The 14,123-nt window shown below is 67.7% G+C and carries 14 protein-coding genes and 1 tRNA gene; 3 read left to right on the top strand and 12 right to left on the bottom strand.

Going from position 1 to position 14,123, the window contains the following annotated elements:
- Positions 1 to 124: 124 nt before the first annotated feature.
- Positions 125 to 691 carry a DUF6036 family nucleotidyltransferase gene (locus tag ACHZD8_RS10960; RefSeq protein ID WP_394770466.1) on the bottom strand — a complete coding sequence of 189 codons (567 nt, stop codon included), beginning with the start codon at positions 689 to 691 and terminating at the stop codon, positions 125 to 127.
- Complete coding sequence (locus ACHZD8_RS10965; RefSeq protein ID WP_394770467.1) at positions 688 to 1,257, bottom strand: helix-turn-helix domain-containing protein; 570 nt, start codon at positions 1,255 to 1,257, stop codon at positions 688 to 690. The genes ACHZD8_RS10960 and ACHZD8_RS10965 overlap by 4 nt, the downstream gene beginning before the upstream one ends.
- A 128-nt stretch (positions 1,258 to 1,385) precedes the next feature.
- On the opposite strand from ACHZD8_RS10965, the gene ACHZD8_RS10970 reads away from it, so the two are divergent.
- Complete coding sequence (locus ACHZD8_RS10970; protein ID WP_394770468.1) at positions 1,386 to 2,540, top strand: tyrosine-type recombinase/integrase; 1,155 nt, start codon at positions 1,386 to 1,388, stop codon at positions 2,538 to 2,540.
- A 48-nt stretch (positions 2,541 to 2,588) separates the two neighbouring features.
- Here ACHZD8_RS10970 and ACHZD8_RS10975 read toward each other — a convergent pair.
- From ACHZD8_RS10975 to ACHZD8_RS11015, 9 genes are all read right to left on the bottom strand, one after another.
- Positions 2,589 to 2,662: transfer RNA gene (locus tag ACHZD8_RS10975), tRNA-Leu, on the bottom strand.
- Positions 2,663 to 2,699: 37 nt separating this feature from the next.
- Entirely contained in the window at positions 2,700 to 4,028 is a 1,329-nt protein-coding gene (locus tag ACHZD8_RS10980; protein WP_394770469.1) for an NAD(P)/FAD-dependent oxidoreductase, read from the bottom strand.
- A gap of 13 nt (positions 4,029 to 4,041) precedes the next feature.
- The gene (locus ACHZD8_RS10985) at positions 4,042 to 5,298 is read right to left on the bottom strand and encodes a S8 family peptidase (RefSeq protein ID WP_394770470.1); all 1,257 of its coding nucleotides are present in this window, start codon (positions 5,296 to 5,298) and stop codon (positions 4,042 to 4,044) included.
- Positions 5,280 to 5,786: a DUF501 domain-containing protein gene (locus ACHZD8_RS10990; RefSeq protein WP_394770471.1), complete on the bottom strand. Its 507-nt coding sequence runs from the start codon at positions 5,784 to 5,786 to the stop codon at positions 5,280 to 5,282. Before ACHZD8_RS10990 ends, ACHZD8_RS10985 begins: the two co-directional genes overlap by 19 nt.
- Positions 5,787 to 5,794: 8 nt before the next feature.
- Complete coding sequence (locus ACHZD8_RS10995; RefSeq protein WP_147782694.1) at positions 5,795 to 6,313, bottom strand: septum formation initiator family protein; 519 nt, start codon at positions 6,311 to 6,313, stop codon at positions 5,795 to 5,797.
- A 73-nt stretch (positions 6,314 to 6,386) separates the two neighbouring features.
- The gene (eno, locus tag ACHZD8_RS11000; protein ID WP_394770472.1) at positions 6,387 to 7,667 is read right to left on the bottom strand and encodes a phosphopyruvate hydratase; all 1,281 of its coding nucleotides are present in this window, start codon (positions 7,665 to 7,667) and stop codon (positions 6,387 to 6,389) included.
- Between the two features lie 40 nt (positions 7,668 to 7,707).
- Positions 7,708 to 9,015: a histidine--tRNA ligase gene (hisS, locus tag ACHZD8_RS11005; protein WP_394770473.1), complete on the bottom strand. Its 1,308-nt coding sequence runs from the start codon at positions 9,013 to 9,015 to the stop codon at positions 7,708 to 7,710.
- 52 nt (positions 9,016 to 9,067) lie between these two features.
- Positions 9,068 to 9,679: a TetR/AcrR family transcriptional regulator gene (locus ACHZD8_RS11010; RefSeq protein WP_394770474.1), complete on the bottom strand. Its 612-nt coding sequence runs from the start codon at positions 9,677 to 9,679 to the stop codon at positions 9,068 to 9,070.
- A 301-nt stretch (positions 9,680 to 9,980) separates the two neighbouring features.
- The gene (locus ACHZD8_RS11015; protein WP_394770475.1) at positions 9,981 to 10,679 is read right to left on the bottom strand and encodes a MazG family protein; all 699 of its coding nucleotides are present in this window, start codon (positions 10,677 to 10,679) and stop codon (positions 9,981 to 9,983) included.
- A 75-nt stretch (positions 10,680 to 10,754) separates the two neighbouring features.
- On the opposite strand from ACHZD8_RS11015, the gene ACHZD8_RS11020 reads away from it, so the two are divergent.
- Complete coding sequence (locus tag ACHZD8_RS11020; RefSeq protein ID WP_394770476.1) at positions 10,755 to 11,522, top strand: CPBP family intramembrane glutamic endopeptidase; 768 nt, start codon at positions 10,755 to 10,757, stop codon at positions 11,520 to 11,522.
- On the opposite strand, the gene ACHZD8_RS11025 is transcribed toward ACHZD8_RS11020, so the two are convergent.
- On the bottom strand, positions 11,519 to 12,883 hold the full coding sequence (locus ACHZD8_RS11025; RefSeq protein ID WP_394770557.1) for an MDR family MFS transporter: 1,365 nt from the start codon (positions 12,881 to 12,883) through the stop codon (positions 11,519 to 11,521). The genes ACHZD8_RS11020 and ACHZD8_RS11025 overlap by 4 nt on opposite strands.
- Before the next feature lie 255 nt (positions 12,884 to 13,138).
- Between ACHZD8_RS11025 and ACHZD8_RS11030 the strand changes: the two genes are divergently transcribed.
- The gene (locus ACHZD8_RS11030) at positions 13,139 to 13,894 is read left to right on the top strand and encodes an SDR family NAD(P)-dependent oxidoreductase (protein WP_394770477.1); all 756 of its coding nucleotides are present in this window, start codon (positions 13,139 to 13,141) and stop codon (positions 13,892 to 13,894) included.
- Positions 13,895 to 14,123: the final 229 nt, after the last annotated feature.

The raw sequence follows: 14,123 nt of genomic DNA on the forward strand, positions 1-14,123 counted from the left end.
GCTTGCGGAGGGTGTGGGGTCGGGAAGCGAGCTCGCTCGGGGATGGCGGTGGGACAAGGGCAAAACACCCCACAACTATTCGTTTGCCTATTCGCCGCCACGGTACAAGCGAACGAATAGCCGGTCATCCAATCGGTGGATACTTGGCTGCCGCCCAAGCCGCCCAAACGCGCGCGACTTGGATGCGGTCACCGGATACTCCATGCGGGTCGAGCAGCTCAATGCGCGCCCTAAGAGTCTCTGCATCGACAATCCTCACTTCGAGGAGCGAACTCACGAAGGTCAGATCCTTCTCGCGATTTGCGAGGATCTTTGCCGCGCACAGATCGTGCGGTTCGAGACACAGCCCGACGCTTTTCGCCAACCAGGCTGGCTTCACGGAGACGAGTCGGCTCTGCCATCCCTCGGGCAGGTTCGCGGTTTGTCGGCCCACGCCCTGGATGTAGAAACCATGGTCCGCGTGAAACTGGGACATCTCGCCGATCTGTCCGTCGAGCAGCGTCGCAAGACTCTCGGAGGCGTCGTCCTCGATGGGCGCGATGTCGACTTCGTTGGAGAGTGTCGCCTCCCCGGGTAGCTCGTCCTCGTTGTAGGTGCCCAGGATGGACTGGCTGCCGATGATGTACACGCTGTCTTGGCGAACGATGGCGGTCGCGGCCTCGATCGCGACCTCGAGTTCCGACCGCTTCATGCCGTCGCCCTCCTGATCGCTTCGAGCCGTTCCTGCTGAGTCAGCACTCCCAGGAACGGCGTGTTTTGGCGCATCTCCACAGCATGCTCATCTGTGCCCAGCAGTACGTCCACGAGCGGGCCAAGCGGGCCGGTCGAGAGGGCGAGCCATTCATCGAGCCAGGCATTCACGAGAGGTCCGCGGACGTAACCCCGGATCTTCTCGACGCCGACAGGGATCACAGACCGCACGGCGTCGGGCGTGTCGATGAGCTTGCGGGCGATGGCTCGGTGGAGTTCAAAGGAGACCCGGTCCTCGCGCCGTTCCATCGGTGCCGGTTCGTACGGGAGTCCCTCGCTGCCGATCGAGCGGCTCTCGGTGACGAGTTCCTCCCCCAGTGCCCTCAGGGCGCGCTGCAGCGTGTCGACCTGAATGGTTCGATTGGCCTCGGAACGCTCCCACTGCGACACGGCGCCAGGTGTCACGTTCATGCGACGCGCGAGTTCGCGCACGCCGATGCCCTTCGCCGTGCGGACTCGCCGGATCGTGCTCTGCTCAGCGGCGGCTGGTCCAATTCTCGTTGCCATGATTCGCTCCTGTATAGCCACAACTATACAACGCCTCCTGGGTCGGCGTCGGTGGTTCCCCGTAACTTGTATCCGAACCGGCCGACACCCGACCCTGACCTCGGCCGAACGATCGCCTTGGAGCAGCGATGGGATCTATCACTTCGTACGACACGTCATCGGGCAAGCGGTACCGAGTTCGCTATCGCAAGCCGGATCGCTCGCAGACCGACAAGCGCGGCTTTAGAACCAAGCACGACGCGGAGCTTTACCTCGCGTCGGTGGAGGTCAGCAAGGCCCGCGGCGAGTATGTCGATGCCGCCGCGGCGAGGGCGACTGTTGGCGAGCTCGGCGCGACTTGGCTGAGGTCGCAGACCCACCTCAAGCCATCCTCGCGGGATGCGATCGACATCGCCTGGCGACTGTTCGTGGAGCCCAGGTGGGGAGACACGCCCGTGGGCGAGATCCGGCACAGCGAGGTGCAGACGTGGGTGTCGCAGTTGGGCACCGGCGACGCCACGACGGCGCACGGCGCCGGGCCACGAAGCGCAACCGTCGTCATTCGTGCCTACGGCATCCTGGCGGCGATTCTGGATGTCGCCACGCGGGATCGTCGCATCTCCTCTAACCCTGCGCGGGGTGTCGCTCTCCCCCGCAAGAAGAAGAAGCCGCATGTGTACCTCACGCACGACCGTGTGAGCCTGCTCGCGGAGCACGCCGGTGACAACAGCACGCTGGTGCTGACCCTCGCGTACACCGGCCTTCGCTGGGGCGAGGCGGTCGGCTTACGGGTGAAGGACCTCAACACGCTCCGCCGGCGGCTCGAGGTGTGCGAGAACGCGGTGCGCGTCGGGGGTGTCATCGTCGTCGGCACGCCCAAGACTCATGCCACCCGGTCGGTGCCCTTTCCCGAGCTTCTCACCTTCCATCTCGCCGAAGCGGCGGAGGGGAAGTCGCCCGAGCAGTTGCTGTTCGGTGATGGATCGGTGCACGTTGCCACCCCGTCGGCTCACGACGGATGGTTCGTGGCGGCGGTGCGCGCCGCCCAGGCTGTTGACCCCGGCTTTCCCCGGGTCACCCCACACGACCTGCGGCACACCGCCGCGAGCCTCGCGATCAGTGCCGGTGCGAACGTGAAAGCGGTGCAGCGGATGCTCGGGCACGCCTCGGCCAGCATGACCCTGGACACCTACGCCGACCTTTTCGACGATGATCTGGATGGCGTTGCCGTGGCCCTGAATGACCACGCGATGAATTCAAATGTGGGCAAAATGTGGGCACGGAACCCCGGCAGCGACGCCTGATACCCGATTTAGCCCCGGAATTCCGGGGTTTTCGACGGTCCAGCGAGGTGCCCCCACAGGGATTCGAACCCTGACTGGGACGATTTTAAGTCGTCTGCCTCTGCCGATTGGGCTATGGGGGCGAAGCATCGCCAGACTAGGCCGTCGGCAGGGGAAAACCTACGCCGTGGGAACCTTGGGCCGGGACGCGTACTTCTCGAAGGCCTCGCGCGGAGTCGTGCGCGCCTCGATCGACACGATGTCGCGTCGTAAGAAGAAGTTGAGGATCCAGTTGCCGAAGACGCGGATCTTGCGCTCCCACATGGGAACCGCGAGACCGTGGTAGCCGCGGTGCATGAACCACGCGAGCAGGCCGGTGACCGCGAAGCGGCCGGACTGGAACGCGCCGACGCCGAGACCGAGGCCCGCGACGGCGCCGAGGCCCTTGTGGTAGTACTCCTTGGGCTCGTCGCCGCGGAGCTGGCCGATGATGTTCTTGGCGAGCTGCTTGCCCTGGCGAACCGCGTGCTGGGCGTTCGGCACGGTGAATCCGCCGACACCGGCACCGGTGAGGTCGGGGACGGCGCAGACGTCGCCGGCGCCCCAGGCATCCGGCACCACACCGTCGTCGTTGATCACGCGCAGGTCGGCCGCGACGCGCAGGCGTCCGCGTTCCTCGATGGGGAGGTCGGTGTTGCGCAGCACGGGGTTGGCCATGACACCGGCGGTCCAGACGATGAGGTCGGTCTCGAAGGTCTGACCGTTCGACATCTCGATCTTGCCGCCGACGGCGGAGGTGAGCTGCGTCTCGAGGTGGATCTCCGCGCCGCGCTGGGCGAGGTTCTTGATCACCCAGAGGCTGGTCTTGAGCGACACCTCGGGCATGATGCGACCCATGGCTTCGATGAGGTGGAAGTGCGTGTCGTCGAAGGTGAGGGTGGGGTAGTACCGCAGCAGCGAGCTCGCGAGGCTGCGCATCTCGCCGAAGACCTCGATGCCGGCGAAGCCGCCGCCGACGACGGTGAAGGTGAGCAGTCGGTCGCGCTCGGGGCCGGCCGGGAGGTTGGCCGCCTTGTCGAAGTTGCCGAGGATGCGGTCGCGGATCTCCACGGCCTCCTCGATGTTCTTGAGGCCGATCGCCTCGTCGGCGACACCGGGGATCGGGAAGGTGCGCGAGACCGAACCGGCGGTCACGACGATGATGTCGTACTCGATGTCCCACGGCTCGCCGATGGCCGGCGTGATGGTCGCCGTCTTGGTGGCGTGGCTGATGTTGGTGACCTTCGCCGTGACCACGTTCGTCTTGACGAGGTGGCGGCGGTGCGAAACCACCGCGTGGCGGGGCTCGATCGAGCCGGCGGCAACCTCGGGAAGGAAGGGCTGGTAGGTCATGTACGGCAGGGGGTCCACCATGGTGACCTCCGCCTCGCCGGGGCGCAGAGCGCGTTCGAGTTTGAGGGCCGTGTAGAAACCGGCGTATCCGCCGCCAACGATCAAGATTTTGGGCACGACCTACAATCTACTACTTGCGTCGGCTGCGCTCGAACTCGCGCCGGGCCCCGCGAACCACTATAACGAGCAGGATCGCGAAGATTCCGTACACCAGAAGGGGCACCCCGAGGTCTCTCAGATCGGCAACCGATGGCAAGACTTTGCCAAACGGACTCTGGGCGGACACCACGGGAGTCGGGGTGGCGGAGGGGGTAGGAGTGGGGGTCGGTACCGGGGTCGCCGTCGCCGCCGCCCGCCGGTTGAGCCTTATCCATTCGGAGAGGTCGTTGGCCGGGTTGGCCTTCACGGCCGGGACCGTCGCGGTCACGGCGGCCTGCGCGTTGATGAGCCCACTGCCGTAGACGATCGAATCCCCGGCCTTCGTGGCGGTGGCCGTGAGCCGGTTGATCACGTTGCCGGCATCGAGTCCCGGATGCGACGCCCGGATGAGGGCGAGCAGCCCGGACACGAGCGGTGTCGCCCCGCTCGTGCCCGCCCACTGGAAGTAGCCGCCGCCGGGGCCGGCGCCGACGAGGTTCTCGCTCGGTGCGGACACGGTGAGGGTGATCCCCTGCGATGACGCGTCGAAGCTCGCCTTGCCGTTGCGGTCGACCCCCGCCACCACGACCACGCCGGGCATCGTCGCCGGGGCGCCCACCTCGGTGGTGCCGCTCCCCCGGTTGCCGGCGGCAGCGACCACGATCACGTCGTGCCTCATCGCGTAGAGGAAGGCGTCGTCCCAGCTGGTGGGCCAGTCGAGGGTGTTGCGGGTGAGCGACATGTTGATGATGGATGCGCCGTGGTCGACCGACCAGCGCACGGCCTTCGCGATCTGGTCGTCGGAGTCGGTGGAGCCCACCCCGAATCCGACCGACACGGCAAGGATCTTCGCCTCGGGCGCGACCCCGATCACGCCGGCGTCAACGCCGTGCCCGTGGCCGGCGAGCAGCGAGGCGACCATGGTGCCGTGCTGCGGATCCTCGCCGATCGGCTTCTGGCCGTCCGGCGAGCCGACGCCCGAGACATCCGTGCCACCGACGACGGTGCCCGTGAGGTCCTGGTGGCTGCCGTCGACCCCGGTGTCGATCACCGCTACGGTGACGCCAGCACCCCTGGTCGTCGACCAGGCCGCCGTGATGCCGTAGCTGGAGAGCCAGTATTCGCGGTCCCGGATGGAGTCCGCGGATGCCGTGCCGGCCGGCACGACGGATGCCGCCAGCGCGAGCAGGGCGGCGGCGGCCACGGCCCGACCCACGGTGCGGCCCGGCCTCACTGCTGCGGTACGCACTCGCACTCCGTCGGCGACCAGTCCGCCCGCTCGAGCGCGAGATCCCCGATCGGGTTGACTCCCGGGCCGGCGGCGAGGGAGTGCCCGACGAGGGCGTGCAGGCACTTCACCCGCTGCGGCATTCCGCCGGCGGAGATGCCGTCGATCTCGGCGACGAACTCGATGCCGTTGCGGTCGGCGAGGTAGGCCTCGTGCGCCGCGAGGTACGCGGCGGCGACGGTCTCGTCGGCGAGGAGTGCCGCGAGCTCGGTCATCACGCCGTTCGCCTCGAGGGTCGAGACCGCCGCGGTCGCGGCCGGGTGGCTCAGGTAGTAGAGCGTGGGGAACGGGGTGCCGTCGTCGAGGCGCGGCCTGGTCGACACCACGGTGGGCGCGCCGCAGACGCAGCGCGCGGCGATCCCGATCACGTTGCGGGCCGGGCGGCCGAGCTGGTGCGACACGGTGGCGATGTCGGCCGCGCTCGGCGGCTCGAAGGGGGGTGTGGTCATGGGGCTCTCTACTGGCTGCCGGTGATCACCGGTGCGACGATCTTGTTCGCCGGGGCATCCGTGAGTCCGGCGGTGAAGACCGACGACAGCAGGGAGCCGAGCCAGTCCACCTGGGTGGTCTGGATCTTGTCGCTGATCGGCTGTCCGCTCTGCGCGGTGGCCGTCTTGCCGTCATCGATCACGAGGTAGCTGAATTCGCCGGGGATCACGTAGTTGAGCCGCTGCCTGGCGAGGGACTCCACATAGGTGGGGTCGTCCCAGCGTGCCTTCTGCTCCTTGAGGGTGCCGACCGCGGCCTTCGCCGCCGCGTTCTGCGCCTCGAGGGCCGCGATCTGCTGGCGTTGGTCGATGAAGATGCGCAGCGACGGGGCGAGCACGACCACGAAGAGCACGATGAGGCTGAGCGCGGTGATGGCGAACCCGGACAGACGGATGCTGCGGAGCCACTGCCCGGAGGCGTTCTCCTCCGGCATGCTCACGGGCACGCGCGTGGTGGGCACGCGCGTGCCTCGAGCCTGCTTCGTCATACTGTCGAGCCTAAACGTGCCCGCCGGGAAACCCGTTCAGGCATGCCCGGGTGCCGTGCGAGCTCTGGGGGAATTAGCCCTGAAAGCGCGGGAACGCCTTGCGTCCCGCGTACACCGCGGCGTCGCCGAGCTCCTCCTCGATGCGCAGCAGCTGGTTGTACTTGGCCACGCGCTCGCTGCGGGCGGGGGCGCCGGTCTTGATCTGGCCGGAGTCGGTCGCGACCGCGAGGTCCGCGATGGTCGTGTCCTCGGTCTCGCCGGAGCGGTGCGACAGGATCGCGGTGTAGCCGGCGCGCTGGGCGAGGGACACGGCATCCAGCGTCTCGGTGAGGGTACCGATCTGGTTCACCTTGACGAGGATGGAGTTGGCCGCCGAGAGGTCGAGCCCCTTCTGCAGGCGGATCGGGTTGGTGACGAAGAGGTCGTCGCCCACGATCTGCACCTTGTTGCCGAGTTCGGCGGTGAAGTGCTGGTAGCCCTCCCAGTCGTCCTCCTGCAGCGGGTCCTCGATGGACACGAGCGGATAGTTGGCCGCGAGGTCCGCGAAGTAGGCGGTGAGGTCGAGCGCCGAGAGCTGCTTGCCCTCGAAGTGGTACGAGCCGTCCCTGTAGAACTCGGTCGCGGCCACGTCGGTCGCGAGCGCGATGTCGGTGCCGAGGGTGAAGCCGGCCTGCTCGATCGCGGTGGCGATGAGGTCGAGCGCTTCGCGGTTGCTCGACAGGTTCGGGGCGAATCCGCCCTCGTCGCCGAGGCCGGTGGACAGGCCCTTGGAGTGGAGCAGCGACTTGAGGGAGTGGTAGGTCTCGACGCCCCAGCGGAGGGCCTCGCTGAACGTCTCGGCGCCCAGGGGAACGATCATGAACTCCTGCACGTCGATGTCGTTGTCGGCGTGCGAGCCTCCGTTGATGATGTTGAGCAACGGCACCGGGAGGGTGTGCGCGTTCGGTCCGCCGAGGTAGCGGAACAGCGGGAGGTCGGCCGAGTCCGCTGCGGCCTTCGCCACGGCGAGGGACACGCCCAGGATCGCGTTGGCGCCGAGCTTCTTCTTGTTCTCGGTGCCGTCGAGCTGGATGAGAGCGGCATCGATGAGGCGCTGGTCGGTGGCGTCGAATCCCTCGATCACCGGACCGATCTGGTCGATGACGGCGGAGACGGCCTTCTGCACGCCCTTGCCGCCGTAGCGCTTCTTGTCTCCGTCGCGAAGCTCGTAGGCCTCGAATGCGCCGGTGGAGGCGCCGGAGGGAACGGCGGCGCGAGCGACGATTCCGTCTTCGAGCAGCACCTCGACCTCGACGGTCGGGTTGCCTCGGGAATCGAGGATTTCGCGGGCGCCTACTGCTTCGATCAAAGCCACGACGGGACTCCTTAACGTTGGGGGATTTGCGTTCGCTATCCTACTCGGCGCCGAGTTTGCGCAACTTCAGTTCGGCCACGGTGACGGCGCCGCTCGGCACCGTCGCCATCTCGGTGAACCCGGATGCCACGAGCTGTTCGAGAAGCGGCTTGATGTTGCGCGGGGCTCGCTCCAGCCGCACCCGGCGGCCGCTCGCGATGAGCTCCGACTTGAGCTGCATGAGGGTGGTGGCCGCCACGTCGGTGTCGTACAGGAGCGCGACACCGCCGATGCCGGTGTCCTCGGGCAGCTCCACGAGGTCCACGATGCGTTCGAAGCCGATCGAGAAGCCCGCCGCCGGCACGTCGGAGCCGAGGAACCGGCCGATCATGCCGTCGTACCGGCCACCGCCGCCGAGCGAACTGGAGGACGACGGGTGCGCGATCTCGAAGATGGTGCCGGTGTAGTAGCCCATGCCGCGCACGAGGAACGGGTCGAACTCCACCACCGAGCCGAGGCCGTCGGGGGCACCGACACCGAGGCCGGCGTTGACGGCGTGGCCGATGGCGGCGAGCTCGGCGATCACGGCCGGGTCCGCGCCCGGCGGGAGAGCCTTGGCGATTGCGCGTTCACCGAACGACAGGTACTCGAGGGTCTGGGGGCGGCGGAAGAAGGCGTCGAGCGCGTCGACCGCCGCGGCGCCCACTCCCTTGGCGCGCAACTCGGCGACGACGCCATCCGGCCCCACCTTGTCGAGCTTGTCGATCGTGACGAGCACCGAGTCGTGGTCGGCCGCGTCGAAGCCGAAGGTGTCGAGCATGCCGATGAGCAGTCGCCGGTCGTTGACCCGGATTGTCCAGTCGGCGAGTCCCAGGGCGGTCATGGTCGCGGCGGTGGCGGTGAGCAGTTCGATCTCGGCGAGAGGTCCGGCCTCGCCGATGATGTCGATGTCGCACTGCACGAACTGGCGGTATCGCCCCTTCTGGGGACGCTCGGCTCGCCAGACCGGCGCGATCTGGATGGCCCGGAACACCGTCGGCAGTTCGGCCCGGTGGGTGGCGTAGAACCGGGCCAGCGGCACCGTGAGGTCGAAGCGCAGGCCGAGATCGGCGAGGTCGAGGGCATCCTTCGCGGCCTGGATGTCTTCGGTGGTGAGTCCGCGCTTGAGCACTCCGAAGGCGAGCTTCTCGTTGTCACCGCCGAGACCCGCGTGCAGGCGGGCCGAGTCCTCCATCACCGGGGTTTCGATCTCGTCGAACCCGTGGGCCGAGAACACACTGCGGATCACCGAGAGCACGTGCTCGCGGCGCGCCTTCTCGTGCGGCAGAAAGTCGCGCATGCCGCGAGGAGGGTTCACTGGGCTGGCCATGTGTCGATTGTTTCACAGGCGACGCCCCGGCTCGGGCACCGCCGGCGAACGGCTACGGGGTCGGTGCGGCGCCCTCGGCGACGAGCCTCGCGATCCGGGCCTCGTAGCCGCCCAGCACTCGCTCGAACACCGCAGACACCCGCTCGGCGTCACGCGTGACCATGAGGTCGTAGTGGAGTCCGTAGATCGTGTCCACCATGGTTCGGGCCTCGAGGGTCGCCTCCTCCTCGCGCACGCCCATCCGGACCAGCGCGTCGACACCGGTGGAGAACCAGCGGTCGAACAGTCCGCGGGTGATCTGGCCGAGCCCGTGCTGGCGGGATTCGCTGGTGGCGGCCTCGAACTCGAGTCGTCGAAGCTGCTGGCTCCGTTCGGTGAGTGAGAGCTCCCAGGACCGTCGGAGGTTGGCGAGGTGCTCCTCGAGGCCGCCCGACTCGCTGCGCACGGCGGCCACCACGAGATCCTGTCGCTCGGAGACGGCGAGAACGATCTCCCGCACGAGGTCCGCGCGCGTGCCGAACTGATACACGAGCGTGTACGTGCTCACCCCGAGTCCGCTCGCGAGCGTGCGAAAGGTGAGGGCGGAGAGTGGCTTATCGAGCAGAAAATCCACGATCTGGGCAAGCAGGGCGGGCTTGCGTTCCGGGTCGGGTTTGCGCGCCACGCGATTAACATAACGCACGTTTGTCTATTGCTGTGGAGGCCGCTACACTCGGCTTTGGCGCACGCGAAGCTACATCGTCGATACCCATCCGGTGCTGAACCGCGCAGCCGACATTCACGTTCGGGTCGATCATGACCAGGATGTATGACCAGGTCTGTGGATCGGGTAATCCACGGGCCTGAGTCCGGTGCAACCATTTCACTGCGGAATTCCCAGCGAAAACGGTTCCCGGGCTGGGTGCCCCTCTCATTCGGGTTGAGGGGGGCACCACCCCTCGCTCCTCGTCGCTCCCCGCTGTCTGTCAGCCGGCTGTGCCGATGATTCCCGCGTCGAAGGGGTCGGACTCCGCCTCGCGGATCTCGTCTTGCAGGCCGCGCAGGGTCACCCGCAAGGCGCGTTCGGCATCCAATCCATTCGCCTTCGCCGAGGCGACGATCGCGAGCAGCAGTCCGCCGAGCTCCTCCTCGTCCGTGACACCGATCACGGCGGGGGCGTCGGCCTCGATCACGCCGATCTTCTGGGCGCGGCCGATGAGCTTGTCGGCGAGTGCCAGCGACGGCATGCCCAGCGGGATGCCGTCGAGCACGCTCGTGCGGTGCGACTTCTCGACCGCCTTCACGTCATCCCAGACGGCGATCACGTCTTCGGCGGTCTCCGCCACCGTGTCGCCGAACACGTGCGGGTGGCGCGCGATCATCTTCGCGGTCATGTGGGCGGCGACGTCCTCGATGTCGAACCGTTCGCCCTCGCTCGCCGAGGCGATGTCGGAGTGGAAGATCACCTGGTAGAGCAGGTCGCCGAGCTCCTCGATGAGTTCCTCGCGGCTGCCGCCCTCGATCGCGTCGACGAGCTCGTAGGTCTCCTCGATGAGGTACTGCACGAGCGACTCGTGGGTCTGTTCGGCGTCCCACGCGCATCCGCCGGGCGCGCGAAGTCTGGCGAGCACCGCGATCAGTTCGTCGAGCTTCGGATGCGGCGGGCTGGTCGGCTGATCGGTCATGCCTCCCATCCTGCACCAGCGCGCCGCGGTCAGGCGTGCTCGGAAGACGTCGGGCCGCCCGGGAGACAATGGGGCGTGCTCTCCCCCGATTCCCCGACCAGTTCGCTGATCCTCGGGGGCGTGCTCTGGGCGGTGCTCGCCCTGCTCATCGTGCGGGCCGTGCGCAAGGATCGCCGCGAATACTCGCGCTTCAAGCGTTACCGGAGCTCCCAGAGCCGTCGGCGGATGTTCCGCAAGTGGCTCATCGACTCGCTCGTGATGTTCGGTGGGGCCTCGATCGTGATTCTCGCGCTCGTCTGGCAGTACCCGCCGAGACTCCTCGCCGAGGTTCGGCGGTGGCCGGTCTCCGCCTGGTTCTCGGCTGTTGTCGAGGGGTCGAACGGGCTGGTGCCCGGTCTTGCCATCGGGCTGGCTGTGGCGCTCGTGGGCGGAACAATCCTGGCCGTCTACCTGGCGCGCAAGTCCGTGGACGTGCCGACGATCGGCGACATCAGCGCCCTGCTGCCCCGCGATCGCAGGGAACTTCGCTACGGCTTCGCGCTCTCGGTCAACGCCGGCGTCGTGGAGGAACTGCTCTTTCGACTCGCCATGCCCGCCCTCATCTTCGGTGTGTTCGGCAATGCCGTGCTCGCCGTGGTGGGCAGCGTGCTGCTCTTCGGCGCCCTGCACGTGTACCAGGGTTGGGCGGGCATCGTCGGGTCCATCGTGATCGGCGGGGCGCTCATGCTGCTCTACCTGGCCACCGGCAGCATTCTCGCCGCCATCGTGGCGCACGCTCTCATCGACCTGCGGTCGCTCGTGCTCATCCCGGTGCTCGTCTACCGGGTGCACACTCGCGACTAGGGTTGCTGCGGCTCCGCCAGCTCCACGGTCTTTCGCGGCATGGTGAGTGCGGCGACGACCGTGGCGAGGGTGACGATCCCCACCGAGATGAACACACTCGAGGACGTGGCGATCACGGTTGCCGGATTCTTCTCGCTGCCCCCGGAGGCGGCGAAGATCGCGTTCGCCACGGCGCCGAAGATCGCCACGCCCACGGCACTGCCGATCGAGCGGGAGAACAGGTTGGTGCCGGTGACGACGCCGCGTTCGTTCCACGGCACGCTGGCCTGGGCGGCGATGAGACTCGGCGTGGCCACGAGCCCGAGTCCCAGGCCGATGAGGAAGCAGCTGCCGGCCACCACGGCGAGCATCGGGGTGCTCGAGAATGCCGCGAGCACGGCGGCGCCGGCGACCACCAGCGTCATTCCGATGAGCACGGTGCTGCGGAACCCGATCCGCAGGTAGAGGCGTCCGGACAGTGACGCCGAGATCGGCCAGCCGATGGTGAGCGCCGCCAGGGCGAGGCCGGCGACGATCGGTGTCGTGCCGAGGGCGAGCTCAAGATAGGTGGGCACGTAGGAGGTGAGGCCGATGAGGATCGCACCCACGCCCACCGAGACGAGCGCCGTGGTGAGCAGCAGGCGTCGGGAGAACACCCAGAGCGGAAGCACCGGCTCCGCCGCGTGCTTCTCGGCGAAGACGAACGCCACGAGCAGCAGGCCGCCGACCACGAAGGCGCCGATGCTCTGGGGCGAGTTCCAGGCCCAGGCCCGTCCGCCCTCGAGCACGCCCAGAATCAGGAGGCTCAGCGACACCGTGAGCAGGGTCGCGCCGAGGTAGTCGACCTTGTGCTTACGGTGCTCGATCTTCTCGTGGAACGACCTGAGCAGCAGCCAGACGGCCAGGATGCACAGGGGCACGTTGACGAAGAAGATCCAGCGCCAGGTGAGGTACTGCGAGAACACGCCGCCGAGGGTCGGGCCCACCACCGAGGAGATCGCCCACACGCTGGCGAGATAGCCCTGTGTCTTCGCGCGTTCGGCCACCGTGTAGATGTCGCCGGCGATCGTGATGGCCATCGGCTGCACGGCGCCCGCCCCGAGTCCCTGCACCACGCGGAACGCGATGAGGGCCGGCATGCTCCACGCGAAGCCGCACAGGATCGAGCCGACAAGAAAGAGGCCTATGCCGATGAAGATGATGGGCTTGCGGCCCACGACATCCGACAGCTTGGCGTAGACCGGCACCGACACGGCCTGGGCGAGGAGATAGATGGAGAACAGCCAGGGGAACTCGGAGAAGCCACCGAGGTCTTTGACGATCGAGGGGACGGCGGTGGCGAGGATTGTCGAGTCGATTGCGACGAGGCCGGTCGTGACCATGAGGGCGATGAGGATCGGTCCGCGTTCGGAGCGGAAGCCGATGTCGGCGCGTGTCACGGTCGAGCTCACTCGTGGTCCCCTTGCTGGTCGGTGCGGTACCACCATCATTGCGGTACCCCACGTCAAAGCCGCGGGAGCCGGGATCCATTCCCCGATCCCGAGCGACGGCCCACCAAGAAAGGGCCGAAAGCCTCAATCGGCGCCGGCCCGGCCGGGGACAGGCTGGAGTCCCAACAACCAGAACGGGAGCATCAGATGGCAACCTACGACGTGGCACACCGCTCGGCGATCGTGACCGGGGCGGGCTCCGGCATCGGACGCGCGATAGCCCTCGAACTCGCGGCGAACGGCGCATCCGTGATCGTGGCGGAGATGAATGCCGAGCTTGCCCAGTCCGTGGTGGACGAGATTCGTGCGGCCGGCGGAACCGCCGAGAAGATCGTGGGCGACGTGAGCGACCCCGACTTCGCCGTGGCCTGTGTGGCCGACGCGAACGCGCTCGCACCGCTTCGCATCGCGGTCAACAACGCGGGCATCGGCGGAGAACAGGCCCTCATCGGCGACTACTCGCTGGACGGCTGGCGCCGGGTGATCGAGGTCAACCTCAACGCCGTCTTCTACGGCCTCAAGGAGCAGCTGCCCTCCATGGCCGAGAACGGTGGCGGATCCATCATCAACATGGCGTCGATTCTCGGGACCGTGGGCTTCGCCTCCTCCTCCGCCTACGTCACCGCCAAGCACGGTCTGCTGGGACTCACCCAGAACGCGGCCCTCGAGTACGGCGCCAAGAAGGTGCGCACCAACGCGGTGGGTCCTGGGTTCATCCACACTCCCCTGGTGGACAGTGCTCTGGATGACGCCACTCAACAGTTCCTGGCCGGCAAGCACGCGCTCGGTCGCCTCGGCACCCCGGAGGAGGTCTCGGCACTCGTCTGCTTCCTCGCCTCGGATGCCGCGTCATTCATCTCGGGCAGCTATCACCTGGTGGATGGCGGGTACGTGGCGCAGTAGCGGGGCTCGTCGGGGCGGGTCTGTCTGGCTAGTCCCGAGTTGCCTTCAGCGCGGCCTGCCGGACCGCCGCTCCTGTCGTGGTCGGCGGGTCGGCGGCTTGGTCGGTGGCGTGGTCGGCGGCTTGGTCGGTGGCGTGGTCGGTGGCGTGGTCGCTGGCCTGGTCGGCGGGTCGGCGGCCTGGTCGGCGGCGTGGTTGGCCGCCTTTCGGCGCTGGCCGCCTACAGCTCTG

The organism is Lacisediminihabitans sp. (assembly GCF_043726815.1).
Taxonomy (GTDB): domain Bacteria; phylum Actinomycetota; class Actinomycetes; order Actinomycetales; family Microbacteriaceae; genus Lacisediminihabitans.